Source organism: Halorubrum sp. Eb13, from assembly GCF_002252895.1.
GTDB lineage: Archaea > Halobacteriota > Halobacteria > Halobacteriales > Haloferacaceae > Halorubrum.
Window position 1 is genome coordinate 24751 of the sequence record NZ_NHPE01000036.1, and the last position, 23934, is coordinate 48684.

At 68.2% G+C, this 23934-nt stretch carries 22 protein-coding genes and 1 pseudogene; 12 read left to right on the forward strand and 11 right to left on the reverse strand.

The genetic code is table 11. From position 1 onward, the window contains the following. Positions 1-33 precede the first annotated feature (33 nt). The 5 genes from DJ75_RS04180 to DJ75_RS04200 form a co-directional block, all read right to left on the reverse strand. Entirely contained in the window at positions 34-1371 is a 1338-nt protein-coding gene (locus DJ75_RS04180; RefSeq protein ID WP_094522836.1) for a glutamate-1-semialdehyde 2,1-aminomutase, read from the reverse strand. Positions 1372-1555: 184 nt separating this feature from the next. Beyond that, positions 1556-3274 (reverse strand): ammonium transporter, encoded by a 1719-nt coding sequence (locus DJ75_RS04185; protein WP_176451168.1) that lies wholly within the window; start codon positions 3272-3274, stop codon positions 1556-1558. Between the two features lie 505 nt (positions 3275-3779). Continuing rightward, positions 3780-4811, reverse strand: a complete 1032-nt coding sequence (gene radA / locus DJ75_RS04190) for a DNA repair and recombination protein RadA (protein WP_094522838.1) — start codon at positions 4809-4811, stop codon at positions 3780-3782. A gap of 200 nt (positions 4812-5011) precedes the next feature. Continuing rightward, complete coding sequence (locus DJ75_RS04195; RefSeq protein WP_094522840.1) at positions 5012-5512, reverse strand: ACT domain-containing protein; 501 nt, start codon at positions 5510-5512, stop codon at positions 5012-5014. 86 nt (positions 5513-5598) lie between these two features. Next, positions 5599-6078, reverse strand: a complete 480-nt coding sequence (locus tag DJ75_RS04200) for a histidine kinase (RefSeq protein ID WP_094522842.1) — start codon at positions 6076-6078, stop codon at positions 5599-5601. A gap of 201 nt (positions 6079-6279) precedes the next feature. Here DJ75_RS04200 and DJ75_RS04205 point away from each other — a divergent pair, with 201 nt between their 5' ends. After that, positions 6280-8505, forward strand: coding sequence for an ATP-dependent DNA helicase (locus DJ75_RS04205; protein ID WP_094522844.1), 2226 nt, complete (start codon positions 6280-6282; stop codon positions 8503-8505). Between the two features lie 104 nt (positions 8506-8609). Here the strand turns inward: DJ75_RS04205 and DJ75_RS04210 are convergent, their stop codons facing one another. Next, the gene (locus tag DJ75_RS04210) at positions 8610-8969 is read right to left on the reverse strand and encodes a hypothetical protein (protein ID WP_094522846.1); all 360 of its coding nucleotides are present in this window, start codon (positions 8967-8969) and stop codon (positions 8610-8612) included. Between the two features lie 72 nt (positions 8970-9041). Next, entirely contained in the window at positions 9042-9599 is a 558-nt protein-coding gene (locus DJ75_RS04215; RefSeq protein ID WP_094522848.1) for a TATA-box-binding protein, read from the reverse strand. An 87-nt stretch (positions 9600-9686) separates the two neighbouring features. Between DJ75_RS04215 and DJ75_RS04220 the strand changes: the two genes are divergently transcribed. From DJ75_RS04220 to rpiA, 3 genes are all read left to right on the forward strand, one after another. Continuing rightward, the gene (locus tag DJ75_RS04220) at positions 9687-10799 is read left to right on the forward strand and encodes a methyltransferase domain-containing protein (RefSeq protein ID WP_094522850.1); all 1113 of its coding nucleotides are present in this window, start codon (positions 9687-9689) and stop codon (positions 10797-10799) included. Between the two features lie 168 nt (positions 10800-10967). After that, positions 10968-12095 (forward strand): ORC1-type DNA replication protein, encoded by a 1128-nt coding sequence (locus DJ75_RS04225; RefSeq protein ID WP_094522852.1) that lies wholly within the window; start codon positions 10968-10970, stop codon positions 12093-12095. Between the two features lie 43 nt (positions 12096-12138). Next, the gene (gene rpiA, locus DJ75_RS04230; protein ID WP_094522854.1) at positions 12139-12861 is read left to right on the forward strand and encodes a ribose-5-phosphate isomerase RpiA; all 723 of its coding nucleotides are present in this window, start codon (positions 12139-12141) and stop codon (positions 12859-12861) included. Between the two features lie 94 nt (positions 12862-12955). Here the strand turns inward: rpiA and DJ75_RS04235 are convergent, their stop codons facing one another. Continuing rightward, positions 12956-13123 carry a DUF1931 family protein gene (locus DJ75_RS04235; protein WP_004047560.1) on the reverse strand — a complete coding sequence of 56 codons (168 nt, stop codon included), beginning with the start codon at positions 13121-13123 and terminating at the stop codon, positions 12956-12958. Positions 13124-13311: 188 nt separating this feature from the next. Here DJ75_RS04235 and larB point away from each other — a divergent pair, with 188 nt between their 5' ends. The 3 genes from larB to DJ75_RS04245 all read left to right on the forward strand — a co-directional run bounded on the left by larB (position 13312) and on the right by DJ75_RS04245 (position 14765). After that, a complete protein-coding gene (larB, locus tag DJ75_RS04240; RefSeq protein WP_094522856.1) occupies positions 13312-14097 on the forward strand; it encodes a nickel pincer cofactor biosynthesis protein LarB in 786 nt (261 codons plus the stop codon). Between the two features lie 125 nt (positions 14098-14222). Then, positions 14223-14375: a hypothetical protein gene (locus DJ75_RS18490; RefSeq protein WP_170938278.1), complete on the forward strand. Its 153-nt coding sequence runs from the start codon at positions 14223-14225 to the stop codon at positions 14373-14375. A 117-nt stretch (positions 14376-14492) separates the two neighbouring features. Further along, complete coding sequence (locus tag DJ75_RS04245; RefSeq protein ID WP_094522858.1) at positions 14493-14765, forward strand: GIY-YIG nuclease family protein; 273 nt, start codon at positions 14493-14495, stop codon at positions 14763-14765. Between the two features lie 49 nt (positions 14766-14814). Here the strand turns inward: DJ75_RS04245 and hisG are convergent, their stop codons facing one another. Further along, a complete protein-coding gene (gene hisG / locus DJ75_RS04250; protein WP_094522860.1) occupies positions 14815-15705 on the reverse strand; it encodes an ATP phosphoribosyltransferase in 891 nt (296 codons plus the stop codon). A gap of 494 nt (positions 15706-16199) precedes the next feature. After that, on the reverse strand, positions 16200-16607 hold the full coding sequence (locus DJ75_RS04255; protein WP_094522862.1) for a hypothetical protein: 408 nt from the start codon (positions 16605-16607) through the stop codon (positions 16200-16202). A 127-nt stretch (positions 16608-16734) separates the two neighbouring features. Between DJ75_RS04255 and uvrB the strand changes: the two genes are divergently transcribed. The 5 genes from uvrB to DJ75_RS04280 all read left to right on the forward strand — a co-directional run bounded on the left by uvrB (position 16735) and on the right by DJ75_RS04280 (position 23487). Continuing rightward, entirely contained in the window at positions 16735-18789 is a 2055-nt protein-coding gene (gene uvrB, locus DJ75_RS04260; RefSeq protein ID WP_094522864.1) for an excinuclease ABC subunit UvrB, read from the forward strand. A gap of 175 nt (positions 18790-18964) precedes the next feature. Further along, complete coding sequence (locus tag DJ75_RS04265) at positions 18965-19495, forward strand: hypothetical protein (RefSeq protein ID WP_094522866.1); 531 nt, start codon at positions 18965-18967, stop codon at positions 19493-19495. Positions 19496-19619: 124 nt separating this feature from the next. Continuing rightward, a complete protein-coding gene (locus DJ75_RS04270) occupies positions 19620-20219 on the forward strand; it encodes a hypothetical protein (protein ID WP_094522868.1) in 600 nt (199 codons plus the stop codon). A gap of 548 nt (positions 20220-20767) precedes the next feature. Next, complete coding sequence (locus tag DJ75_RS04275; protein WP_094522870.1) at positions 20768-21796, forward strand: ribonucleotide-diphosphate reductase subunit beta; 1029 nt, start codon at positions 20768-20770, stop codon at positions 21794-21796. Positions 21797-21798: 2 nt separating this feature from the next. Beyond that, entirely contained in the window at positions 21799-23487 is a 1689-nt protein-coding gene (locus DJ75_RS04280) for a ribonucleoside-diphosphate reductase subunit alpha (protein WP_094522872.1), read from the forward strand. Positions 23488-23670: 183 nt separating this feature from the next. Here DJ75_RS04280 and DJ75_RS04285 read toward each other — a convergent pair. Continuing rightward, positions 23671-23934, reverse strand: a pseudogene (locus DJ75_RS04285) (SPFH/Band 7/PHB domain protein); the annotation flags it as partial.

The window sequence follows — 23934 nt, forward strand, 5'->3', positions numbered from 1 at the left end:
GGCCGCGTCGGTCGACGAGCGGACCGACCGCGCCTACAAGGCCTCCCGATACGCCTCCAGCGTCCGCTCGACGTCCTCCTCCGTGTGCGCGTAGGAGGTGAACTGGCACTCGAACTGGTTGGCGGTGAGGAACACGCCGCGCTCTTTCATCTCCTGCCAGAACACGCGCTCCCAGCGGTCGGTCGCGGCGCTGGCGACGTCGGCGCCGGTCTTCGGACAGCTGTCGTACCGGGCGCAGTCGGGGTCCTGCCGACAGCCGCCCGCGCAGCAGGCGTCCGGGTCGTCGGGCGCCTCGCGGGTGAAGATCGTCTTGAACATCGAGTCGGTGCCGACGACGGTGTACTCGGGCGCGCGCTCCGCGCAGATCTCGGCGATCCCCTCGCGGAGCTTCCGGCCGAGCCGGTCGACGTGCTCGTACACGTCGTTCTCGGCGGCGTACTCCAGGTTCGCCTTCCCGGCGGCCATCGTCACCGGGTGCCCGGAGAAGGTGCCGGACTGGAACACGTCGCCCGCGGGCGTGAACCCCTCGATCACGTCGGCGCGCCCGCCGATCGCGCCCACCGGGAACCCGCCGCCGATGATCTTGCCGAAGGTGGTCACGTCCGGCGTGACGCCGAACTTCGACTGCGCGCAGCCGAGGCCGCCGACGCGGAACCCGGTGATCACCTCGTCGAAGATCAGCAGCGAATCGTGGCCGTCGCACAGCTCCCGGAGCGTCTCGTGGTAGCCGTCGATCGGTGCCACGATCCCCGTGTTGGCGAGGATCGGCTCGACGAGGACGGCGGCGATCTCGTCGCCGTGCTCCGCGAACACCTCCTTGGCGGCCTCCGGGTCGTTGAACGGGATCGGGAGCGTGTGCCGCGCGAACTCCTCGGGGATGCCCGCCGTCGACGGGTGCGCGTCTCCCGGCGACCCCTCGACGAGCGTCGACTCCTGCGCGCCGTGGTAGCCGCCCCGCATGACGACGATCTTGTCGCGGTCGGTGTGGCCCCGCGCGAGCCGCACCGCCGACACGGTCGCCTCCGTCCCCGAGTTGACGAACCGGATCGACTCGACGCTCGGGACGTGCCGCGCCACGAACTCGGCGTGCTCGACCTCGATCTCCGTGGGCGCGCCGTACATCGGCCCCTCCGCGACGTGCGACTGGATCGCCGCTTCGACGGGGCCGGGCAGGTCGTGGCCGTACAGGAGCGGGCCGTACCCCATCACCCAGTCGACGTACCGGTTCCCGTCGGCGTCGATCACGTGCCCGCCGTCCCCGCGCTCGATGAAGAACGGGTGCGGCATCGTCGCTCGAACGGAGGAGTTGACCCCGCCCGGCATGACCGACAGCGCGCGGTCGTACAGCCCGCGGGAGCGCTCGTGGTTCATACCGATCGGTTGGGACGGCGGGATGAAAGTAGTTGCCGACCGCCCCCGAGATCGGCGACGCGCCGTCGGACCCCGCGTCGAAGGGCGCCGCGGCTCGGCGCCGTGGCGTCGTCGAAAAAGCGCGCGTCGAAACCGCTCGTTCGCCGCTCCGAACCGCTTCCGGGCCGGTCGCGCCGCTACCAGACTACACCGCCTCCGGGCCGGTCGCGCCGGTGCGGACCTGCAGCGCGTCCTCGACCGGCATGATGAACACCTTCCCGTCGCCGGGCTCGCCGGTCTTCGCGGCGTCCGCGATCGCGTCCGCGACCTCGTCGGCCGGGATGTCGGCGACGACGACCTCGACCTTCACCTTCTGGTGGAGGTCGACCGTGAACTCCTCGCCGCGCCACTGGCCCTTCTTGGCGGGCTGGCTGCCGCGGCCGGAGACGTTCGTCACGGTGAGCGAGGGCGCGTTGACCTCCGCGAGCGACTGCTTGATGGCCCCGAGCTTGTCCGGGCGGACGACCGCGGTGACCATCTTGATCTGGGAGCCCGCCTCCTCGCCGCCGTCGGCGCGCGGGGAGTCGTCCGTGGTGTCGACCACGGCGGGGCCGCCGTCGGTCGCGACGCGGTCGCCGCCGAACTCGGGGTAGGTCTCGACGCCGTGCTCGGAGATGTCGAGCCCCTCCTGTTCGTGTTCGGGCGTGACGCGGGCCTCGCCGCTCAGCTTGAGAGCGTACCAGACGGCCGCGGTCGCGGTGAGCGTCCAGCCGCCGATGATGACGACGCCGGTCAGCTGGGCGACGAAGTGGGCGCCGACGCCGGCGCTGAGGGCGCCGGGCGCGGCGACGAACGGGAACAGCAGGGTCCCGAGCACGCCGGCGCTGCCGTGGACCGGGAACACCGCGCAGACGTCGTCGATCTTGAGCGTGTCCGAGACGAACTCGAAGACGAGGGGGAGCTGTCCGCCCGCCAGGAGACCGACGACCAGCGCGCCCCACCACGCCGTGGTGTCGGGGATGGCGGTGATGCCGACGAGCCCGGCCAGCAGGCCGTTGGCGACGTACAGCGTGTCGACCTTCCCGGTGCGGAGCCACACGACGAGGGCGGCGCCGATTCCGCCGGCCGCCATCGCGATCGTCGTGCCCATCGCGACGAGGTTGACGGTCAGCGTGTTGAACACGCCGCCGCTGACCACGGAGGCCGTCCCGACGTTGAAGCCGTACCAGCCGAACGCGAGGATGAGCGTCCCGAGCACGGCGAACGTCAGCGAGTGGCCGGGGATGACGTTCGTCGAGCCGTCCTTGGCGTAGCGGTCCATCCGCGGACCGAGCACGGCGGCGGCGGTGAGACCCGCGATACCGCCCATGCCGTGGACGATCATGCCGCCGGCGAAGTCGTGGAACGCGACACCGGTCAGCTGCGCGACGAGCCCGTCGCCCGACGCCGACCAGGTGAACGCGATGACCATTGGGTAGATGACCGCGGCCAGCAGGAACGTGTACGTGACGTACGCGCGGAGCTTCGCGCGACCGGCGACCGCGCCGGACACGATCGTCGCGGCGGTCATGGCGAACACCGCGCCGTAGAGCCAGTTGACGTACGGTCCGACCGCGCCGGACTCGACGGCGAGCTCGCCCCCGGAGAACAGCGTCCCCGCGGCGGAGACCGGGCCGCCGGAGCCGCTCATGACGCTCGTGAACGCGGTCCCGATCAGGAAGAACACCGCCACTCCGACGCTCCACGTCAGGAGGTTCTTCGTCAGCTGGTTGGCGACGTTCTTCGAGCGAACCTGCCCGGCCTCGAGCATGGCGAAGCCCGCGTGCATGAAGAAAATCAGGAACGTCACCATGAGGATCCACGTCCCGTTCATCGCGGACGCGAACGTGCTCGGATCGATCGTCGCGAGTACGCTGGTCGTCACGATTCGACCACCTCAACTGAACATACGTCCTTCGAACTGCGCGTTTCGTCCGTGTTCATGTGCTGAATCACGTTCTGGCATGGAGTAACAGGGATATATAAACGTTCGAGTTGGGTTTCACAAAAAACTGCTTTGATAATACGGCGGATGTCAGATATAAGGACGGATACATGGTGTATAAGGTTATATTCTCGGCGGATCTATTGCAATCCTTGCGATCGAATCGGACGGACGTTTTGTAAAATTATTGGCAATAAGCGACGGATCGGGCGATATCGGGGTGCGTGGCGCCGGGCGCGGCCGCTTCTGGCGATTTTTGCCACGCGGGATCTCCGCCGTTACCGTCGTGGGGGTGTCAGACCCCCGATTTCGAGCAGTTCGGGCGTTCCGAAAGGAAGTTTACGTTTGTCAACCGGATCCGCATTCGAATTCCGGATCCGGGAGCAGGGCCGCACGTTCGCGTTCGAATCGGGTACAGACGGCGCCGGACCGGGATCGGGTTCCGCTATTCCGGCTTCAGCCCCTCGCCCTGCACGCGCATCACGGCCTCGCCGTCGGCGAGGTTCGGCGCGTCGACGAGGCGGACGATCCGCTTGTCGCCCTTCGACTTGCGGAGGTACATCCGGAACGTGGAGGCGTGACCGAGGATGTTGCCGCCGATCGCCTGCGTCGGGTCACCGAAGTAAGAGTCTGGATTCGACGCGACCTGGTTGGTGACGAGGATGGCGGTGTTGAACAGGTCGCCGATCCGCATCAGGTCGTGGAGGTGCTTGTTGAGCTTCTGCTGGCGGTCGGCGAGTTCGCCTCGGCCGACGTACTCGGCGCGGAAGTGGGCGGTCAGCGAGTCCACACAGACGATCCGGATGGGCCACTCGCTCTCCTCGTGTTCCCCGGCGAGCTCCTTGGCCTTCTCCGCGAGCAGGATCTGGTGGTTGGAGTTGAACGCCTTGGCGACGTGGATCTGGTCGAGGAACGCCCCGATCAGCTCCTCCATCGCCTCCTCGTCGCTCGGCGTGCCCTCGATCTCGCGCCGCTCCATCTCGTCGGCGAGGATCTCGTCGTCAAGTCCGCGGACCATGTCGTCGATCCGCTCCGGCCGGAACGTGTCCTCGGAGTCGACGAAGATACAGCCGCCGCTGAGGCCGCCGTGCTCGGGCGGGAGCTGGACGTTGACGGCCATCTGGTGGGTCACCTGCGACTTCCCGGACCCGAACTCGCCGTACACCTCGGTGATCGACTGCGTCTCGATGCCGCCCCCGAGCAGTTCGTCCACCTCGTCGATCTGCCAGGAGAGCTTCCCGATCTCCTCGCGGCGTTCGAGCACGGTCGCGCCCGTCTCGAAGCCGCCGACGTCGGCGGCGTCGCGGGCGGCGTTGATGATGTCGCTGGCGGACGACTCGCCGATGTCCGCGGTGTTCGACATCTCGCCGGGGCTGGCGACGGCGATCGACTGGTAGCTCTCGAACCCGTTCTCGACGAGCTTGTCCGCGGTCGCTGGGCCGACTCCGGGGAGGTCCTCGAGTTCGTCTTCTGGCATGTACACGACTCTTGTTCGCCATCCCGTATAAAGACTGGTTTACACCTGAGTGAAAGTGAAAAGACGGCCGGGACGCACTCCGGAATGCGTCGGCTCCGTACATAAGCGTCCGCGCCGAAACGAGTCGGTTCCCGGCGGGCGAAACTGATCGTTTCGCACCCGGCACCGCCGGTCGCGGTCGGCGACGCGCCGCCGGCCGGTCAGAAGCCCACGCGTCGGACGTACCCGAGCTCGCGGATCTCGACGAGCAGCTCGCCGGGCAGCTCCGCGTCGGTGATCACGTACAGCTTCGGGTCGTCGGTGAACTCGGGGTCCTCGCTCAGCACCTGCCGGATCGAGACCCCGTGGTCGGCGAGGATGCCGGTCACCTCGGCGACGATCCCGGCCTCGTCGGCGGCGGCGACCTCGATGGTGAGGACCGTGAGGTCGAGGACCGGCGCCAGGTCCATCAGGCTCGGCACCGAGGAGATGTTGGTGAAGATGCGCTTCAGTTCGGGGTCGTCCAGGATGGCGTCGGTCGTCGAGTCGACCACCCGCCGGTCGACGTCGAGCTCGCGCGCGATCCCGGTGTACGGGATCTCGATTCCGCCCGAGACGACGCGGCCCTCCTCGTTGACGGAGAAACCGCGCTCTAAGAACAGCCGGATGACCGCCTGCTGGCTCGGTGACCCCTCGAACTTCTCGAGGATCTCGTCGAACATTCGTTACTACGGGCGGTCGCGGCGCGCCGGTATAAATGACGGTGCGTCGCGCCCGTCGGCTCGCGTCGCGGGAGCGACGACCGGCCTCAGTCGACCAGCCCGGCGTACGCGCCGCCGAGCGCGACGCCGTACACGAGGTGACCGATCGCGCTCAGCGCGCTGACGTTGGGAAGCGGGGGATTCGCCGGGGAACCGACCGCGGAGAGCCAGACCGGCATCACCAGCACGGCGAGCGCGACCCAGACCGCGAGCCCGTACGCCGCGCCGGCGCCGAGCGACGCTCCGGTGCTCTCGCCGATCGAGGGCCGCACCCCGACGAGCGCGGCGAAGCCGACGCCGATGACCGCACCGTGGGACATGTGGACCACCCAGCCGAGGAACGGCGCCGCCGGCGGCGCGAGCCCGTACATCGACGGGATCACGACCTCCAACAGCGGCGCGGGGATCACGTACGTCATCACGAGTCCGAAGACGACGCTGCCGACGAGCCCGCTCGCCACGCCCGCCTTCCAGTTACCGGCCTCGGTCGATACTTCGCTCGTCGCTGTCGCGGTTTCAGTCGCCATGTCGTCTCCTACCTCGCGAAAGAACCGGTAATACGTGCTGGTAAAATGCGTTCGCCGTACACTCGACCCAAACTTATATCTTCGTTAGGTTTTCGTTAGTAAATTAATACTCCGATACCCCGTCAGCGACGCCGATCGTCCCTCGACCACTTCCGCCGCGGCACCCCACCCCTTTTAGCCGATGGCGACGAACCTCGGCCCGTGTCAGAGTCGCCGCATCTGCGGTTCTTCCCGTACGAGGAGCCGTATCCGAACCAGCGCGAGGCGATGGACAGGATCGCCAACGCGCTGGACCGGGGACAGGACGTGCTGTTCGAGGGGGCGCCCGGAACGGGCAAGACCCTCTCCGCGCTCGTGCCCGCCTTAGAGCACGCCCGCGAGCACGACCGCACGGTCGTGATCACGACTAACGTCCACCAGCAGATGCGGCAGTTCGTCGAGGACGCCCGCGCGATCACCGGCGAAGAGCCCATCCGCGCGGTCGTGTTCAAGGGGAAGTCGTCGATGTGCCACATCGACGTCGACTACCAGGAGTGTCAGACCCTCCGCGACACCACCCGCGAGCTGGTCGAAACGGAGAGCGAAGTCCGCGAGCTGGAGACCCGCCAGCGCGAGCTGCTCGCCGAGAGCCGCGAGGGCGACGCCGGCGCGGCCGAGGCCCGCGAGGCGATCATGGACGAGCTCGACGAGCTGGAGACGGCGATCGACGAGTACGAGGCCGCGAACGTCTGCGCGCACTACCGGAACAACCTCGTCGAGGACACCGACGAGTTCTTCGGGTGGCTGTTCGACGACGTCCGCACCCCAGAGGACGTGTACGCGTACGCGGACGAGCGCGAGCTCTGCGGCTACGAGCTGCTCAAGGAGGGAATGGAGGGAGTGGACCTGGTCGTCTGCAACTACCACCACCTGCTCGATCCGAACATCCGCGAGCAGTTCTTCCGGTGGATCGACCGCGACCCGTCGGAGATAATCACCGTCTTCGACGAGGCGCACAACGTCGAGGACGCCGCCCGCGACCACGCCACCCGCACGCTCACGGAGACCACCCTCGACGCCGCCTTGGAGGAGCTCGCCGACAGCGACGACTCCCGCGCCGAGGCCGCCGAGAACGTCGTCCACGCGTTCCGCGACGCCGTGGTCGAGACGTACGACGACGCGCTCGGGTTCGGCGAGCGCGAGTCGGTCGGCGAGAACTGGGAGGACCTCTCCGTCGCCAACGACGACCGCCGCGACGACCTGACGCTGGCGTTCCTCCGGAACTACGAGGGGAAGGGGATCGACACGGAGACGGAGCTCGCCGTCCAGCTCGGGCAGGCGTTAGACGAGGAGTACGAGCGGCGCTACCGGGACGGCGAGACGACGACCCGGACCGAGTGTCAGACCCTGCAGGTCGCTCGGTTCGTCTCGACGTGGATGGAGGAGGGAACCGAGTTCGGTCAGTACCCGGTCGTCTCCGTGCGTCGCGACGGCGCCACCGACGAGGTGTACGGCCGCGCCGAGCTGTACACCTGCATCCCCCGTCGAGTGACCGAGGCGCTGTTCGACGAGGTCGCCGCCTCGGTGCTGATGAGCGCGACGCTCCGCCCCTTCGATGTCACCGAGGACGTGCTCGGGCTGGAGGACGCGGTGTCGCTCGCGTACGAGATGGGGTACCCGGAGGAGAACCGTCGGACGTTCGCGGTCGACGCCCCGCCGCTGTTCGCCTCCGAGCGCAACGACCCGGAGACCCAGGAGGCGGTGTCGTCGCTGCTGCGCGACGCGATCCGTTTCACTCCGGGCAACACGCTCGCCTTCTTCCCCTCGTACGCCGAGGCCGAACGGTACTACGAGCGGCTCGGCGGCTCGGCGGGGACCGGTGCCGGAGGCGACGTCGGGGCCGGAGCCGGACTCGCGGGCGCCGACCTCGGCTCCCTCTACCTCGACGGGCCCGATCAGGACGAGGAGGACCTGCGCCGGACGTTCGTCGACAGCGACGACGCCGCGCTGTTCACCTCGCTGTGGGGAACGCTCGCGGAGGGAGTGAGCTTCGACGCCGACGACGCCCGGACGGTGGTGGTCGTCGGCGTTCCCTACCCGTACCTCTCCGACCGTATGGAGGCGGTTCAGGACGCCTATGACCGGGCGTTCGCCGATCGCGACCGCGCCCGCGACCCCGGCTGGGCGTACGCCGTCGAGATCCCGACGATCCGCAAGACCAGACAGGCGCTCGGCCGCGTGGTCCGCGGTCCCGACGACTTCGGCGTCCGGATCCTCGCCGACCGCCGGTACACGACGGCGGACATGGGCAAGTACTCGGTCCGGAGCGCGTTCCCGCCGGAGGAGCGGGAGGAGCTGCTCGACGTCGACCCCGAGAAGCTGAAGTTCGCGATGCTCAACTTCTACGGTGACCACGACGCGTACGACGGGTCGCCACCGGAGCCGTGACGCTGTGGGGCCGCCGCCGAGCAGGGGATGGGCTGTGGGGCCGCCGCCGCGCCGGGGGTGAGGCTGTGGGGCCGCGGCCGTGCCGGATCCGCACCGGACGTCGGCTACCCCGGCATCGTCGCGAGCAGCGCCGTGATCCCGAACAGCACGATCGACAGCAGCGTCGTGATCACGGCGTGGATCACGGTCATCCCGGCCACGACCCGCCGGGGCTGGTCGTAGCTCCACGCGAACATCGCGCCGTCGACGAGGAGCGCGGCCGGGACGAGGAGCGCCTCGGAGACGGCGAACGCCCCACCGACGACGCCGATCACCGCGGGGAGCGGACCGACGTAGAGGGCGCGGCGCGGGTCGACGTCGCCGAGGATGTTCCGGGCGGCGAGGTGTGCGGTCACGGAGAGGAACAGCGCGAACAGGATGGTCGTCCCCAGCACCGTGATCGGCGTCACCGTCTGAAGAAGCATACCCGACCTACGGGACGGCGGGTAAAAGTGGTCGCGGGATCGGTCCGTCGCGAGCGGCGCGGCGTCGCCCGCCTACGCCAACAGCCCGAGGCCGTCCAGCTCCTCGACGATCACGTCGACGGCGGCCGCCGCGTCGTCCGGGCTCGTCCCGCCCGTGACGACGAGCTTCCCGCTGCCGAACAACAGCGCCACGACGTCCGGTTCGTCCAGCCGGTAGACGAGCCCGGGGAACTGCTCCGGCTCGTACTCGATGTGTTCGAGCCCGAGCCCGATCGCGATCGCGTTGAGGTTGAGGCTCTCGCCGAGGTCGGCGGACGTGACGATGTTCTGGACCGTGATCTCGGGTTCCTCGATCGGGATCTGGAGCGCGCGGAGCTCGTCGAACACGATGGCGAGGCTCTCGTGGACGGCGTCGATCGAGTTCGCGCCCGTGCACACGATCTTCCCGGACCGGAAGATCAGCGCGGCCGATTTCGGGTCCGTGGTGCGGTACACGAGCCCGGGGAACTGCTCGGGGTCGTAGTCGGCGCCCTCCAGGTCCATCGCGACGCTCTGGAGATCGAGCTCCTGCCCGATCCCCGTGGAGGCAACGACGTTCTCTATCGTGATCGTCTCCTTCGGATCGGCCATTACTACTAACACGATCGGTTGATTCATTTAAAAAGGTGCGTGGTCGGAACCGCTATCCTCTTGCGAGCGGCTCCCCGACTCCGGGGCGTGTACTGGCTCGAACTCGCCGGGGAGACGGACGCCTTCGCCGCCCGCGAGGCCGCCACCGCCGCGACCGGCGTGGAGCTGCTCGCGCCCGGGGTCGCCGCCGCCGGCAGCGTCGGACTCACCCGTAGCGACGCGGCGGGCGACGACCCACGCGCCGGCGGCGACGCCCCGGGCGCCGCGAGTGCCGCGACCGATCGCGCCGGAGTGCGCCGGCTCGCCTACACCCGCGCCGCCCACGAGGCGGTCGCCCGCACGGACGCCGACCTCGCCGCCGCCGTCGCCGCGCTCGACGCGGCGCCGCTCGACCGCTCGGGGACGGTCGCGGTGCGGGCCCGGAACGTCCGGAACACGGCGACCGTCTCGACGAGCGACGCCGAGCGCGCCCTCGGGGGCGTCCTCGTCGACCGCGGGTTCGACGTCGACCTCGACGACCCCGACCACGTCCTGCGCGCGCTGTTCGCGGCGGGCGAGCGCGCCGTTCACGACGCGATTCCCGGCGCCGACGGCGGCGACGCGTCCGTCTGCGCGCTCGGCTGGGTCGCCGCGGAGGCCGCTCGCGACTTCGCCCCCAAACCGACCGACCGCCCGTTCTTCCAGCCGGGGAGCATGGCGCCGGCCGACGCCCGCGCGTACGCCAACCTCGCGGGCGCCGCGCCCGGCCGGACCCTGCTCGACCCGATGTGCGGGACCGGCGGGCTCCCGCTGGAGGCCGGGCTCGTCGGCGCCGACGTCGTCGCCTGCGACGCCCAGCGGAAGATGGTCCGCGGGACGCGGGAGAACCTCCGCGAGTACGTGGGTGACTCCCCGGAGCACCCGAGCTGGCACGTCGCCCGCGGCGACGCCACGGCCCTCCCGCTCCGCGACGACGCCGTCGACGGCGTCGCCTTCGACGCGCCGTACGGCCGCCAGTCGAAGATCGCCACCCACGACCTCGCCGACCTCGTCTCGGGCGCGCTCGCGGAGGCGGCCCGGGTCGCGCCCCGCGCCGTCGTCGTCGCCGACCGGGACTGGCGCGGGTCGGCCCGCGCGGCGGGCTGGACGGTCGACGCCGCCTTCGAGCGCCGCGTCCACCGGTCGCTCACCCGACACGTGCTGGTGCTCGATCGGTCGTGAGCGCGTCCGATCTCGGCCCGTGATCGCCGCGACAACGCCGCGTTCGCACCGTCCCGAGAGTGAACGACCGGTCGGTGATACTCGGCATCTGAGCGTCGCAACCGACAAGTTTCAGTTTCACTCTCCCTCCGGGCAACGGTTAAGTGGACGGCCTCTCGTGGTGTGCACATGACCGGGGACGCCGGCGGCGACATGCTCTCGTGGGACGAGTCGGTGTTCCGCGACGAGTCGGTGTTCGAGATCGACCACGTCCCCGAGACGTTCCGCCACCGCGAGAGCCAGCTGGAGAGCCTGAAGTACGCGCTTCGCCCCGCGGTGCGCGGCTCTCGCCCCCTCAACACGATGGTGCGCGGCCCGCCCGGCACCGGCAAGACGACCGCGGTCCAGAAGCTGTTCGGCGAGCTCGGCGCCCGCACCGACGTCCGGACGGTCCGCGTCAACTGCCAGGTCGATTCGACGCGGTACGCCGTTTTCTCCCGGCTGTTCGAGGGGATCTTCGACTACGAGCCGCCCTCCTCGGGGATCTCCTTCAAGAAGCTGTTCGGTCAGATCACCGACCGGCTCGTCGAGGAGGACGACGTGCTCGTCGTCGCCTTAGACGACGTGAACTACCTCTTCTACGAGAACGAGGCGTCGGACACCCTCTACTCGCTTCTGCGCGCCCACGAGGCGCACTCGGGCGCGAAGATCGGCGTCATCGTCGTCTCCTCGGACCTCGGGCTCGACGTGATCGACGACCTTGACACCCGCGTGCAGTCGGTGTTCCGCCCGGAGGAGGTGTACTTCCCCGTCTACGACGCCACCGAGATCTACGACATCCTCTTCGAGCGCGCGAAGCGCGGCTTCCACGACGGCGTCATCGCCGACGCCGAGCTGGAGCGCGTCGCCGACCTCACCGCCGAGAGCGGCGACCTCCGGGTCGGGATCGACCTGCTCCGCCGCGCCGGACTGAACGCCGAGATGCGCGCCTCGAAGACGATCGCCGACGAGGACGTCGAGTCGGCGTACGACAAGTCGAAACACGTCCACCTCTCGCGGTCGCTCCGTGGGCTCTCGGAGTCCGAGCGCGCCCTCGTCCGCGTCCTCGCGGAGAACGACGGCGAGCGCGCCGGGACGGTGTACGAGGCGTTCCGCGACGAGACCGACCTCGGCTACACCCGTTACTCCGAGATCATCAACAAGCTCGACCAGCTCGGCGTGATCGAGGCCGAGTACGCCGACGTCGAGGGGCGCGGCCGCTCCCGCGAGCTCTCCCTGGCCTACGACGCGGAGGCGGTGCTGGACCGGCTGGAGTGATCGACGCCGACGCCTTTTCGGTTCTCCCCGTCGAGTCGGTGGTATGAAGACGAGCGGCGGGAGCGACGCGGCGAAGCGACGCGCCGGCGAGTCGGCGGCGGCGGCGGTCGACGACGGCGACGTCGTCGGCCTCGGAACGGGCTCGACCGCGGCCCACGCGATCCGCAGACTGGGCGAACGAGTCGACGCCGGGCTGGACGTCCGCGGGGTTCCGACCTCGTTCGCGAGCCGCGAACTCGCCGCCGACCGCGGGATCCCGCTGCTCGACCTCGACGAGGCGACGGGGCCCGACGCGCCCGGGATCGACGTCGCGATCGACGGCGCGGACCAGGTCGCGGTCGGCGACGGCGGGCCGACCGCGGGCCCGCTCATAAAGGGCGGCGGCGCCGCGCACGCCCGCGAGAAGCTGGTCGACGCCGCGGCCGACCGCTTCCTCGTCGTCGCCGATCCGTCGAAGGAGGCCGCGGCTCTCGACCGCCCCGTTCCGGTAGAGGTGCTTCCCGCCGGCCGATCCGCGGTGGCCGAGGCGGTCCGCGCGGCGGGCGGCGAGCCGACCCTCCGCCGCGCGGAGCGGAAGGACGGCCCGGTCGTCACCGACAACGGGAACCTCGTGCTCGACTGTTCGTTCGGCGAAATCGCGGAGCCCTCGGCGCTCGCGACGGCCCTCTCCGCGACGCCGGGCGTCGTCGAACACGGCCTCTTCGTCGACCTCGCCGACGAGGTCCACGTCGGAACGGACTCCGGGGTTCGGGTGCTCACGCGCTGATCTCCGGGACGCGGTCGCTACCGACGTGCGCGGGGGTCGCGCCGCTCTGCGGTCGGCGCGCGGTCAAAAAATCGGGTCGAGAGTCGCGTCCGCCTTAGAGGTCGCGCGGCTGGACCGTCTTCCGGTCGTTGGCCTCGGCGCGGCGCGCGGCGTCTTCGAGCAGCTCGTCCACTTCGTCGTCGAGCGCGTCGTAGAAGTCCGAAGCGACGTTCTTGTCGTCCAGCGCTTCCTTGACGGCCGCTTTGACAATAAGGTCTGCCATGCGATCGGTGATATCCATCGACAGTTAATAAGAGTTCCTGAATTCGACCGCGAGGGGCGCCCTGCGGCCCGTTCGCGAGGGGGTGCCGGAATGCTTCCTTATAAGCTTTGTGAGACCGCTCGGCGAGCGGGGCCGCTCGCCCGCCGCGGACCGATAGGTTCGACCCGTTCGGCCCCTGACGGGGACGCATGCGCGACACGCTCAAGGCGCTCGACGCCGGCGATATCGGCGTCGCGGAGGCGGAATCGCGGCTCGCGGGCTACGCGACGACGGCGGCCGGCCGGTTCGACGCCGCCCGCGAGCACCGACGAGGGATCCCCGAGGCGATCCTCGCGGAGGGGAAGACGCCGGCGGAGGTCGCGGCGCTGACGGCGACCGCGGTCGAGACGACCGGCCGCGCGCTCGTCACCCGGGCCGACGCCGAGGACGCGGCGGCGATCCGGACGGCGATGGCGGACCTCGATCTCGAGACCGCGGCGTCGCTCGACCCCACCGTCGACCACGACGAGCGGGCCGGGACCGTCGTCGTCCACGCCGCCGACTTCGACCCGCCCGCGCTCGACGCGACGCTCTCGGTCGTCGCGGCGGGCACCGCCGACGCGGCGGCCGCGGGCGAGGCGGCGGTGGTCGCCGGCGAGATCGGCGCGACCGTCGACCGCGTGGACGACGTCGGCGTCGCGAACCTCGACCGGATCCTGGACCAGCGCGACCGGGTCCGCGAGGCCGACGTCGTCGTGGTCGCGGCGGGCCGCGAGGGGGCGCTCCCCACGGTCGTCGCGGGACTCGTCGCGGCGCCGGTGATCGCGCTCCCGGTGTCGACGGGATACGGCGTCGGCGGCGAGGGCGTCGCCGCGCTCCACGGTGCGCTCCAGTCCTGTTCGGTGCTCACGACGGTGAACGTCGACGCCGGCTTCGTCGCCGGGGCGCAGGCGGGGCTGATAGCGCGCGCGGTCGACGCGGCGCGGCGCGACTGACCGCCGGCTCCCCACCCGTCTCATGACGGGGCTTTATATGTAGATTTCCGGAAGCTGGCGGGGGTGAGAAAGGGTATTTGTCCGTCGAAACCTTACGATCTATCGCCGGCAATCACCGGTACCGAATGCCACTCTGTGACCACTGCGGGTCGCACGTCTCGGACCGCTTCGCACGCGTCTTCGCGGACGAGTACGGCGACCTGAACGCCTGTCCGGACTGTTCCGCGAACGCCGGGATCGCCGAAGTCTCCCGAGAACGCGCTCGTACTGGGGACTGACCCGGTCGATCCCGCCGCGACACCGCACCCGACCGCGTTCGCGCCGCCCGCGCGTCCGGCTTCCCCGACCGCGCCGAGACCGGCAGGTATTCCTCGCGCCCGCGCCGACCGGGCGCCGTGTCGACGCCGAGTCAGGACGCGCCGCACCACGTCTACGTGATCGAGTGCGCGGACGGGACGCTGTACACCGGCTACACCACCGACGTGGAGCGGCGCGTTGCCGAGCACGACGCCGGAGAGGGCGCGAAGTACACCAGGGGACGGACTCCCGTGACCTTACGGCACGTTGAGTCGTTCGACTCGAAGTCGGCGGCGATGTCGCGGGAACACGAGATCAAGTCGCTCACCCGCGCGCAGAAGGAGGCGCTGATCGGGGCGGAGAACGACTGAGTCACGCCGGCCGATCCGCGGGGCTCGGCCGGTGTCGGTCGGCTCCCGGCTACTCCACGAGCCGTTCGATTTCGGTGACCAGGATGCCGCTCGCGCCGACAGTCTTCAGCTCCGAGATCGTCGCGAACACGTCGCGCTCCTCGACGACGGCGTGGACCGCCACCATCCCGTTCCCGTCCTCGTCGGCCTCGACGTCCATCACCGTCGGGCCGCCGAGCCCGGGGATCACGTCTTTGACCTCGTCGAGCCGCTCCGTCGGCGCGTTCATCATCAGGTAGCGCCGGCCGTCGGCCGCGAGCACGGACTCGAACGCGGTCAACACCTGTTCGACCTTCGGGTCGTCGACCACGTCGGGGCGCGCGAACAGCCGCACCGAGGAGTCGAGCACGTCGTCGATCACGGCCAAGCGGTTCACCTTCAGCGTCGTCCCCGTCGAGGTGATGTCGACGATGGCGTCGGCCATGTCGACGTGGGGCGTCAGCTCCGTCGCGCCCGTCACGGTGACCACGTCGGCGTCGACGCCCACCCGATCGAGGTAGTCGTGGGTGACCGCCGGGAACTCGGTGGCGACGGTCCCGCCGGCGAGGTCGCCGACGGTCTCGACCGCGCCGTCCTCCGGGGCCGCGAGGACGAGCTTACAGGAGCCGTACCCCAGATCGAGCAGGTCGACGAGGTCGCCGTCGGCCGCGGACGCGGCGCCGTCCGCCACGCCGCCGGACTCCGCCGCCTGATCGAGCCCCGTGATCCCGAGGTCGGCCGCGCCGTCCCGGACGTACTCGGGGATGTCGGCCGCGCGCGCGAACAGCACCGTCACGTCGGGGTCGACGGTGTCGGCGTACAGCTGGCGGTCGGCGGTCTCCTCGACGTGGAGCCCCGCGCGCTCCAACAGCGAGAGCGTCGGGTCGTGCAGGCGGCCCTTGTTGGGGACGGCGATGCGCATACGGATAGCGTCGCGGGGCGACGGGGAAACGTTTTCGTCCGGTGAGCGGCGGACGGGATCCATGCGCAGCCGACTAATCAGACACCGTGGCGGCGGCGCGTGCCGACGAGCGGCCGACAGGCCGTGAGTCAGCGCGCGCGAGGGAGTCGCTGGCGTGGGACGCGCCAGCGACAGGGCGAGAGCAAAGCTCTCGCTTGCAACCGGCGCGTAGCGCCGGTGACGAGGCTGGGGAGGCGTGAGGTACGGTGGCCGTGCGGGGGCGGGACTCAAAGGGGCAGTCGCCGGCGGCTTCGCCGCCGGCTGCCAGAGGCGCGAAGCGCCTCGCTGTCGCGAGGACGAAGCACGCTGCAGCAAGCACCGCAGCGAACAACGCGAGTGAGGAGCGCAGCAAAGCGCGCGAGTCCTCGCGGCTGGGGCTTTGGCGGTGTTCACCGTCGATCGGCAGCCAACGGTTTATAACCGAGCGGCCGGGACTTTGGAGACCTCGATCCTCTCTACCGACCGGCATTCCCGCCTCCGGCCGCGCCAAACCGCCGTCTGACCACCCAATACGCGACGGGGAGACAGCAGGCGAACGCGATCGGCCAGACGGTCAGCTGCGCGGCCGGGTCGGGCGGCGACACGAGGCTTCCGGCGATCATCCCGCCGATTCCGGCGACGGCGACGGTAACGGCGGCTCGCTCCACTCGGCCCGGCGGCCGCTCGCGGGGCCGCCCGCGACGCCACCAGAGGAGGTAGTACGCCAGTACGATCCCCGAGAGCGGTGCGAAGACGGCCCAGACGGTCGGATAATCGCTTCCGCGAGCGTGTGCGTCGAAGTTCACCCAGACGCCTGTCGCCAACAGAACGAACAGGAAGAGGGCCATGCCGAACGCGACGGCGGGTGAGAACGGGAGGGACACGATCTGGTGTTCAGCCCGATCGATAATGGGTCTTCTCCGGAGCGGAACCGTCCGCGCGAGACGATTTCGCCGCAGTCACTTACCTAGCCGCGCCGCTCAAGTGTCTCGCCACCCAACGACGCGTATCGTGAGCGACGCCGACTCTCCCCTCTCGGAGGACCGCCCGACCGTCGACCGCCCGCTCCGGGTCGACGCCCCGTTCGAGCCCGCGGGCGACCAGCCCGAGGCGATCGAACAGCTCGTCGAGGGGTACGAGTCGGGCGCCGACAAGCAGACCCTCCTCGGCGTCACCGGCTCCGGGAAGACGAACACCGTCTCGTGGGTCGCCGAGGAGCTGGACCAGCCGACGCTCGTGTTGGCCCACAACAAGACGCTCGCGGCCCAGCTGTACGAGGAGTTCCGCGAGCTGTTCCCGGACAACGCCGTCGAGTACTTCGTCTCCTACTACGACTACTACCAGCCGGAGGCGTACGTCGAGCAGACGGACACGTTCATCGACAAGGAGATGTCGATAAACGAGGAGATCGACCGCCTCCGCCACTCCGCGACCCGCTCCCTGCTCACCCGCGACGACGTGATCGTCGTCGCCTCGGTCTCGGCCATCTACGGGCTCGGCGACCCGCAGAACTACCGCGACATGGCGCTCCGCCTGGAGGTCGGCGAGGAGGTCGGCCGCGAGGAGCTGCTCGCCCGGCTCGTCGACCTGAACTACGAGCGCAACGACGTGGACTTCACGCAGGGCACCTTCCGCGTCCGCGGCGACACCGTCGAGATCTACCCGATGTACGGGCGGTACGCGGTCCGGGTGGAGCTGTGGGGCGACGAGATAGACCGCATGATCAAGGTTGACCCGATGAAAGGTGAGGTCGTGAGCGAGGAGCCCGCGGTCATGCTTCACCCCGCCGAGCACTACTCGATCCCCGACGACCAGCTGGAGCAGGCGATCGCGGAGATCGAGGACCTGATGGAGAAACGGGTCAGCTACTTCGAGCGGCAGGGCGATCTGGTCGCCGCCCAGCGCATCGAGGAGCGGACCACCTTCGACATCGAGATGCTCCGGGAGGCGGGCTACTGTTCGGGGATCGAGAACTACTCGGTGCACATGGACGACCGGGAGTCGGGCGACGCCCCCTACACCCTCCTCGACTACTTCCCCGACGACTTCCTCACCGTGATCGACGAGTCCCACCAGACGATCCCCCAGATCAAAGGGCAGTACGAGGGGGACAAGTCCCGGAAGGACTCGCTCGTCGAGAACGGGTTCCGGCTCCCGACCGCCTACGACAACCGTCCGCTCACCTTCGAGGAGTTCGAGGAGAAGACGGACCGGACCCTCTACGTCTCGGCGACCCCGAGCGACTACGAGCGCGAGACCTCCGACCGCATCGTCGAGCAGATCGTCCGGCCGACCCATCTCGTCGACCCGAAGGTGGAGGTGACGGGGGCGACCGGGCAGGTCGAGGACCTCCTCGATCGGGTCGACGACCGGATCGAGCGCGACGAGCGCGTCCTCGTCACCACGCTCACCAAGCGGATGGCCGAGGACCTCACGGAGTACTTCGAGGAGGCCGGCGTCGACGTGGCGTACATGCACGACGAGACGGACACCCTCGAGCGCCACGAGATCATCCGCGACCTCCGGCTCGGCAACATCGACGTGCTCGTCGGGATCAACCTGCTCCGCGAGGGGCTCGACATTCCGGAGGTCTCGCTCGTCGCGATCCTCGACGCCGACCAGGAGGGGTTCCTCCGCTCGACGACGACTCTCGTCCAGACGATGGGGCGGGCCGCCCGCAACGTCAACGGCGAGGTCGTCCTCTACGCCGACCGGATGACCGACTCGATGGAGGCGGCGATCGAGGAGACCCAGCGCCGCCGCGAGATCCAACTGGAGTACAACGCCGAGCACGGCTACGAGGCGACGACGATCGACAAGCCGGTCGGCGAGACGAACCTCCCGGGGTCGAAGACGGACACCTCGTCGGTCAGCGTCGGCGACGTCGAGAGCGAAGACGAGGCCGAAGCGCAGATCGAGGCGCTCGAAGACCGGATGGAGGAGGCCGCGAGCAACCTGGAGTTCGAACTCGCCGCGGACATCCGCGACCGGATCGCCGAGCTCCGCCGGGCCTTCGAACTCGACGCCGACGACGGAGGCGTGCCCGCGCCGATGGTCGACGAGTAGGCCGGCGCGCCGATCCGTCTCGGCCGTCCGTCTCGACCGTCTCGCTCGACCCGGCTCGACCGTCCCGCTTCCACGCCCTCGGTTCGACGCCTCCGATCGCCCCGCGTCCGCCCGATTCTCACGCGCCGAGACGCGCGACGACGGGGTTTTATCTCCGACCGTCAGAGCCCGTCACATGCACCGCCGCGCGGTCGTCGTCGGCGCCCTCACCGCCGCCACGGCGGGGTGCGTCGACCGCCTCCACGACCTCGCGGCGTCGACGCCCCGCGACCTCGGCGTCCGGAGCCGCTCCATCGACGGGAACCCGCTGGTCGACGGACAGAGCGTCCTCGACCGTCCCGCGGAGATCATCACCCACGCCGCCTCCTTCCGATCGAGCGCGGAGGCGAGGAGCGCGCTCCGTCCCGACGCGACGGAGACGCGGGCGTTCGTCGACGCGACCGCCTTCGTCGACGACGACGGGGAGGCCGTGCTCGTCGTCGCCCAGCGGCTCACGGCGCCGGCCGTCGCGCTCCGACTCGGTGCGATCAGCCGCACCGGCGACCGCTCGCTCCGGATCGCCGTCGACCGAGTCGGCGTCCGCGGCGACGTCGACACCGACGACCCGGTCGTCAAGACCCTCCTGATCCGACTGACGGACGAGCGGGGACCGCCCGAGCGCGTCGTCGTCTCGATCGACGGCGACCGCGCCGGCGTGACCGTGTAGGGCCCCGCCGCGGGCGACGCGTTCAGATCGCGCGCCGCCGACCCGCGTCGCGCCCCTCGCATCCCGGCACCGATCCCGTCTCAGTCCCGCGATCGTTTTGTGTCCCGGCGGCGTTCCCGTCGGTATGACAGCTCTCCGCCGCCGCCTCCTCGGACTCGTCCTGCTCGCGGTCGCCGGCGCCGCGTTCGCGGGCGCCGCCACCGTCGCGCCCGCGGTCGTCCCCGGATCGGCGACCGCGTCCGGCACCCCAGACTTCGTCGTGCCGTCCCCGGTCTCGCTGTTGGTCGCGCCCGCGCTCCTCGCGGCCGGATCGGTACTGGTGGTCTCCGGCGGGGCCGCGCTCGTCGACGCCGACCTCTCCGCGCGGACCGCCCTCCTCGCGCCCGCGCTCGGTGCCGTCGGCGCGCTCGCGCTCGGCGCGGGGATCGGTGCGGGCTTCGGGGCGTCCCTCGCCGCGTTTGGCCTTCCGGAGTCGCTCGCGGCGCTGCGCTCCGGTCCGCCCGCCGCGGTCGCGGCCGGCGCCGTCGTCGGCGGGGCGGTGGCGCCCGTCGTGCGCGCGTCGACCACGGAGGACACGGTCGCGCTGCTCGTCGCCGCGGTCCTGCTGCTCGCCTCGGTCGTCGCCGTCCCCGGCTCGGTGCTCGCTCTCGTCGCCGGGGGCGTCGCCGGCGTCCTCGCGGTGGGCGCGCTCTGGGCGGTCGATCCGGCGAACTGGCGCCCCTGACGGCCCGGATTCGTTCGAGACCGACTCCGACCCTAGTTCCCCGGGCGCTCGCTCTCGGCCTCCAGCTCGACGTCGCGGTCGGCCTCGCAGGTCTCCTCCTCCTGCCAGGTGAGGTCGACGTCGTCCGAGTCTCACGTCTCGTCGGTCTCTCGCTCGCGTCCGGCTCCGGGTTCGCGCTCCTCGCCGAACTGCTCGGCGGAGTCATCGCGATTGGACTACGCGGGTGCTTGACGCCGCCAGTTGGGCACTGTAGCGACCACCCGTAACCGGAGATTACCGCTCAGTCCCCGCCTCGGCACCGCCCATTCGTGGATCGGAGGAACGACTCCGCCCTCCTAGTGTGAAAGTGAGCTTGTTATACTACAATTTTGTTGGTAATACTTATACCGGTGGAGTCTGTGTGGTCCGATACGGTTCACACGGCTACACTCACGTCACGCTGTAAGACCGTCTCCCGAGCGACACGACTGCGGTCGGACTCACCAGACTGATGCTAGACAGTGGCAGAGGCAATCCAACGCAATCGGTCACGTTTGAGATGACCAACGATGAGTGAAAGCGAAAACGCAAACACGAACGCGAGTACAGGCGCAGACATAGAGACGGACATCTTCTCGGAGAGAAAACAGCTGAAGCCCTACGAGTACAGCGAGTTTCTCGACTACGTCGAGGCGATCCGGAACAGCTACTGGGTACACACGGAGTTTAATTTCGACGGAGATGTCCAAGACTTCAGGGTCAACACGACTCCTGCTGAGCAGACCGTTATCAAACGGACGATGTTGGCTATCGCGCAGATCGAGGTGCAAGTGAAGACGTTTTGGTCGGATATCTACGAGGAGATGCCCAAAGCCGAGGTCGGGAACGTGGGTATGACCTTTGCGGAAAGCGAGGTGCGGCACATGGACGCCTACAGTCACCTACTCGACGTCTTAGGAATCACGGACGATTTCGAGCAGGTAACTGAGGAGCCGGCGATCAAAGAGCGGATCGAGTATCTCGATGAGTATCTGGAGAAGAGCGAGAGCGATGATGAACGGGAGTACGTGATGAGCATCCTGCTGTTCAGTACGTTCGTCGAACACGTATCGCTATTCAGCCAGTTCCTCATAATGACGAGCTTCGACAAGCACGAAAAGAAGTTCACGGGGATAGCGAACGCCGTCGAAGCAACCAGCAAAGAAGAGCAGATTCACGGTCTGTTCGGGATTGAGCTGGTGGAGACGATCAGCGAGGAGAACCCGGACCTCTTCGATGACGACTTCGAGGAGGACGTCCAAGAGGCCTGTCGGCAGGCCTACGAGGCAGAGCTGGAGATTCTGAATTGGATATTCGCTGACGGCGAGCTGGAGTTCCTTCCTCGAGCGCACGTCGACGCGTTTCTGCGAGACCGGTTCAATCAGAGTCTAGAAACCGTCGGCGTGGAACCGATATTCGAGACGGACGACGACCTGCTTGAGGAGACGCGCTGGTTCGACGAGGACATTATGATGACCAAGGACAACGACTTCTTCAGCAAGCGGTCGACCACGTACAACAAACACACGCAGAGCGTTACCGCCGAGGACATGTTCTAACAATGGCACAAACAGAACTCGAAAGCGTTGAGCAACAGCATACGGAACCGTTCTACTGGCTGAACGAGGACAGTAGGGAGTTTCTCAGAGAGGGGTACCTGATCGAGGGCGTCGAAGCGGAAGAGAGAGTCAGACAGATAGCGGAGCGCGCCGAAGAGATCCTCGGTGAGGAGGGCTTCGCGGACAAGTTTTACGAGTACATGAGTCGGGGCTTCTATAGTCTCGCGAGCCCGGTGTGGTCCAACTTCGGACTGGACAGAGGCCTTCCTATCAGTTGCTTCGGCAGCTACATGGAGGATAGCATCGAGAGCATTCTCTACACCCAAGCCGAGGTGGGTGAGATGACCAAGCAGGGCGGCGGCACGAGCGGATACTTCGGTGAGCTGCGGCCGCGAGGCAGTCCGATAACGAACAACGGCAAGAGCAACGGGAGTTACAGCTTCACAGAGCTGTTCGATACGATCATCAACGTCATCAGCCAGGGCGAAACCCGGCGGGGGCAGTTCGCCGGCTACATCGACGTCGAACACGACGACCTAGAAGAATGGCTTAACATCAAAACCGAAGGGGACCCAGTACAGGACATCTACTACGGAGTCATCATCGGTGACGACTGGTTTCAGGCGATGATTGACGGCGATGAAGAGAAGCGAGAGACTTGGGCGGACATTATCGAGACCCGGATCAATATCGGCGTTCCGTATATAATCTTCCGGGGGAACATGAACGAGGGGAAGCCACAGGTCTACAAGGACAAGGATTACCAAATAAACGCGTCCAACCTGTGTACCGAGATAGCGCTGCCGGCCACGGCGGACGAGAGCTTCGTCTGCTGTCTCTCAAGTATGAACGCTCTCCACTACGACGAATGGAAGGATACCGATGCAGTGGAGACTCTGACGCGATTCCTGGACGCGGTGATGGAGGAATTCATCCAGCGCACGGAGGGAGTACAGTTCATGGAGCGGGCCGTGCGGTTCGCGAAGAGACACAGAGCGATAGGGATCGGCGTCCTCGGGTGGCACAGCTACCTCCAGAGCAACATGATCCCCTTCGACAGCATGGAGGCGATGGAGAAGAACGGGGAGATCTTCCGGACCATCAAAGAGCGGAGCTACGAGGCGAGTGAAGCGCTTGCGGATGAGTTCGGGGAGCCGGAGGTTCTCGAGGGCTACGGCAGGCGGAACACGACGACGATGAGCGTGGCTCCGACGAAATCGAGCAGCGTCATTCTGGGTCAGGTCAGTCCGAGCATCGAGCCGCTGAAATCGAACTACTTCGTGCGAGACGGTGCGAAGCTAAAGTCGACGCAAAAAAACAGATTCCTTCAGGCGATACTGGCGGAGCGGGGCAAAGACACCCGCGAAGTCTGGGACAGCATCGCCAATAAGGACGGGAGCGTTCAACATCTCGAGTGTCTGACGGACGAAGAGAAAGAGGTGTTCAAGACCTTCGCCGAGATACCGCAGATGGCGATCATCAATCAGGCAGCACAGAGACAGAAACACATAGACCAAGCACAGAGCGTGAACATCTCGATCGATCCGAGTGAAGTGAGCGTCAAGGAGATCAATCAGCTCTACATAGAAGCTTGGAAAAAAGGGGTCAAGAGCCTCTACTATCAGCACAGCGTGAATGCCGCACAGAAATTCAGTCGAGATATTCTCGAGTGTAGAGCCTGTGAAAGCTGATCGCTACTCGTGGCGGCTCGCCTACCGTCTCAGTCACTCCCAGACTCCGACTCCAGATCGATGTCCCGGTCCGCCTCGAGGTGGGCGTCTTCGGCTCTGGGAACGTCAGCGACCCGTGCGGCGGCGCGATCGTGGTTCCGGCGAGCTTCTCTGTCGACGACGTGCGGCAGCCGCGAGTCGGGCTTACGTCCCCGGGCGCTCGCTCTCGGCCTCCAGCTCGACATCCCGGTCGGCCTCGCGGGTCTCTCCCTCCTGACGGGCGAGGTCGACGTCGCGGGCCGTGTCCGCGTCGCGGGTCTCGTCGGTCCGTAGATCGCTGTCGGCGACGGTGTCGAGTTGTTCGAGGGCGCTCTCGATGTCCTCCAAGCCGAGCATCTTCTCCGTCTCCTCGTCGAACTCCTTGCTCTCTAACCCCTCCATCTGCTGGACGTCGGAGCCGGAGAGCGC

Bases quoted from the DNA above. Each gene is read 5' to 3' on its own strand.
- DJ75_RS04180 (WP_094522836.1), bottom strand. From the start codon at position 1,371: ATGAACCACGAGCGCTCCCGCGGGCTGTACGACCGCGCGCTGTCGGTC.
- radA (WP_094522838.1), bottom strand. From the start codon at position 4,811: ATGCCAGAAGACGAACTCGAGGACCTCCCCGGAGTCGGCCCAGCGACC.
- DJ75_RS04195 (WP_094522840.1), bottom strand. From the start codon at position 5,512: ATGTTCGACGAGATCCTCGAGAAGTTCGAGGGGTCACCGAGCCAGCAG.
- DJ75_RS04200 (WP_094522842.1), bottom strand. From the start codon at position 6,078: ATGGCGACTGAAACCGCGACAGCGACGAGCGAAGTATCGACCGAGGCC.
- DJ75_RS04210 (WP_094522846.1), bottom strand. From the start codon at position 8,969: ATGCTTCTTCAGACGGTGACGCCGATCACGGTGCTGGGGACGACCATC.
- DJ75_RS04215 (WP_094522848.1), bottom strand. From the start codon at position 9,599: ATGGCCGATCCGAAGGAGACGATCACGATAGAGAACGTCGTTGCCTCC.
- DJ75_RS04225 (WP_094522852.1), top strand. From the start codon at position 10,968: ATGACCGGGGACGCCGGCGGCGACATGCTCTCGTGGGACGAGTCGGTG.
- rpiA (WP_094522854.1), top strand. From the start codon at position 12,139: ATGAAGACGAGCGGCGGGAGCGACGCGGCGAAGCGACGCGCCGGCGAG.
- DJ75_RS04235 (WP_004047560.1), bottom strand. From the start codon at position 13,123: ATGGCAGACCTTATTGTCAAAGCGGCCGTCAAGGAAGCGCTGGACGAC.
- larB (WP_094522856.1), top strand. From the start codon at position 13,312: ATGCGCGACACGCTCAAGGCGCTCGACGCCGGCGATATCGGCGTCGCG.
- DJ75_RS18490 (WP_170938278.1), top strand. From the start codon at position 14,223: ATGCCACTCTGTGACCACTGCGGGTCGCACGTCTCGGACCGCTTCGCA.
- hisG (WP_094522860.1), bottom strand. From the start codon at position 15,705: ATGCGCATCGCCGTCCCCAACAAGGGCCGCCTGCACGACCCGACGCTC.
- DJ75_RS04265 (WP_094522866.1), top strand. From the start codon at position 18,965: ATGCACCGCCGCGCGGTCGTCGTCGGCGCCCTCACCGCCGCCACGGCG.
- DJ75_RS04270 (WP_094522868.1), top strand. From the start codon at position 19,620: ATGACAGCTCTCCGCCGCCGCCTCCTCGGACTCGTCCTGCTCGCGGTC.
- DJ75_RS04275 (WP_094522870.1), top strand. From the start codon at position 20,768: ATGAGTGAAAGCGAAAACGCAAACACGAACGCGAGTACAGGCGCAGAC.
- DJ75_RS04280 (WP_094522872.1), top strand. From the start codon at position 21,799: ATGGCACAAACAGAACTCGAAAGCGTTGAGCAACAGCATACGGAACCG.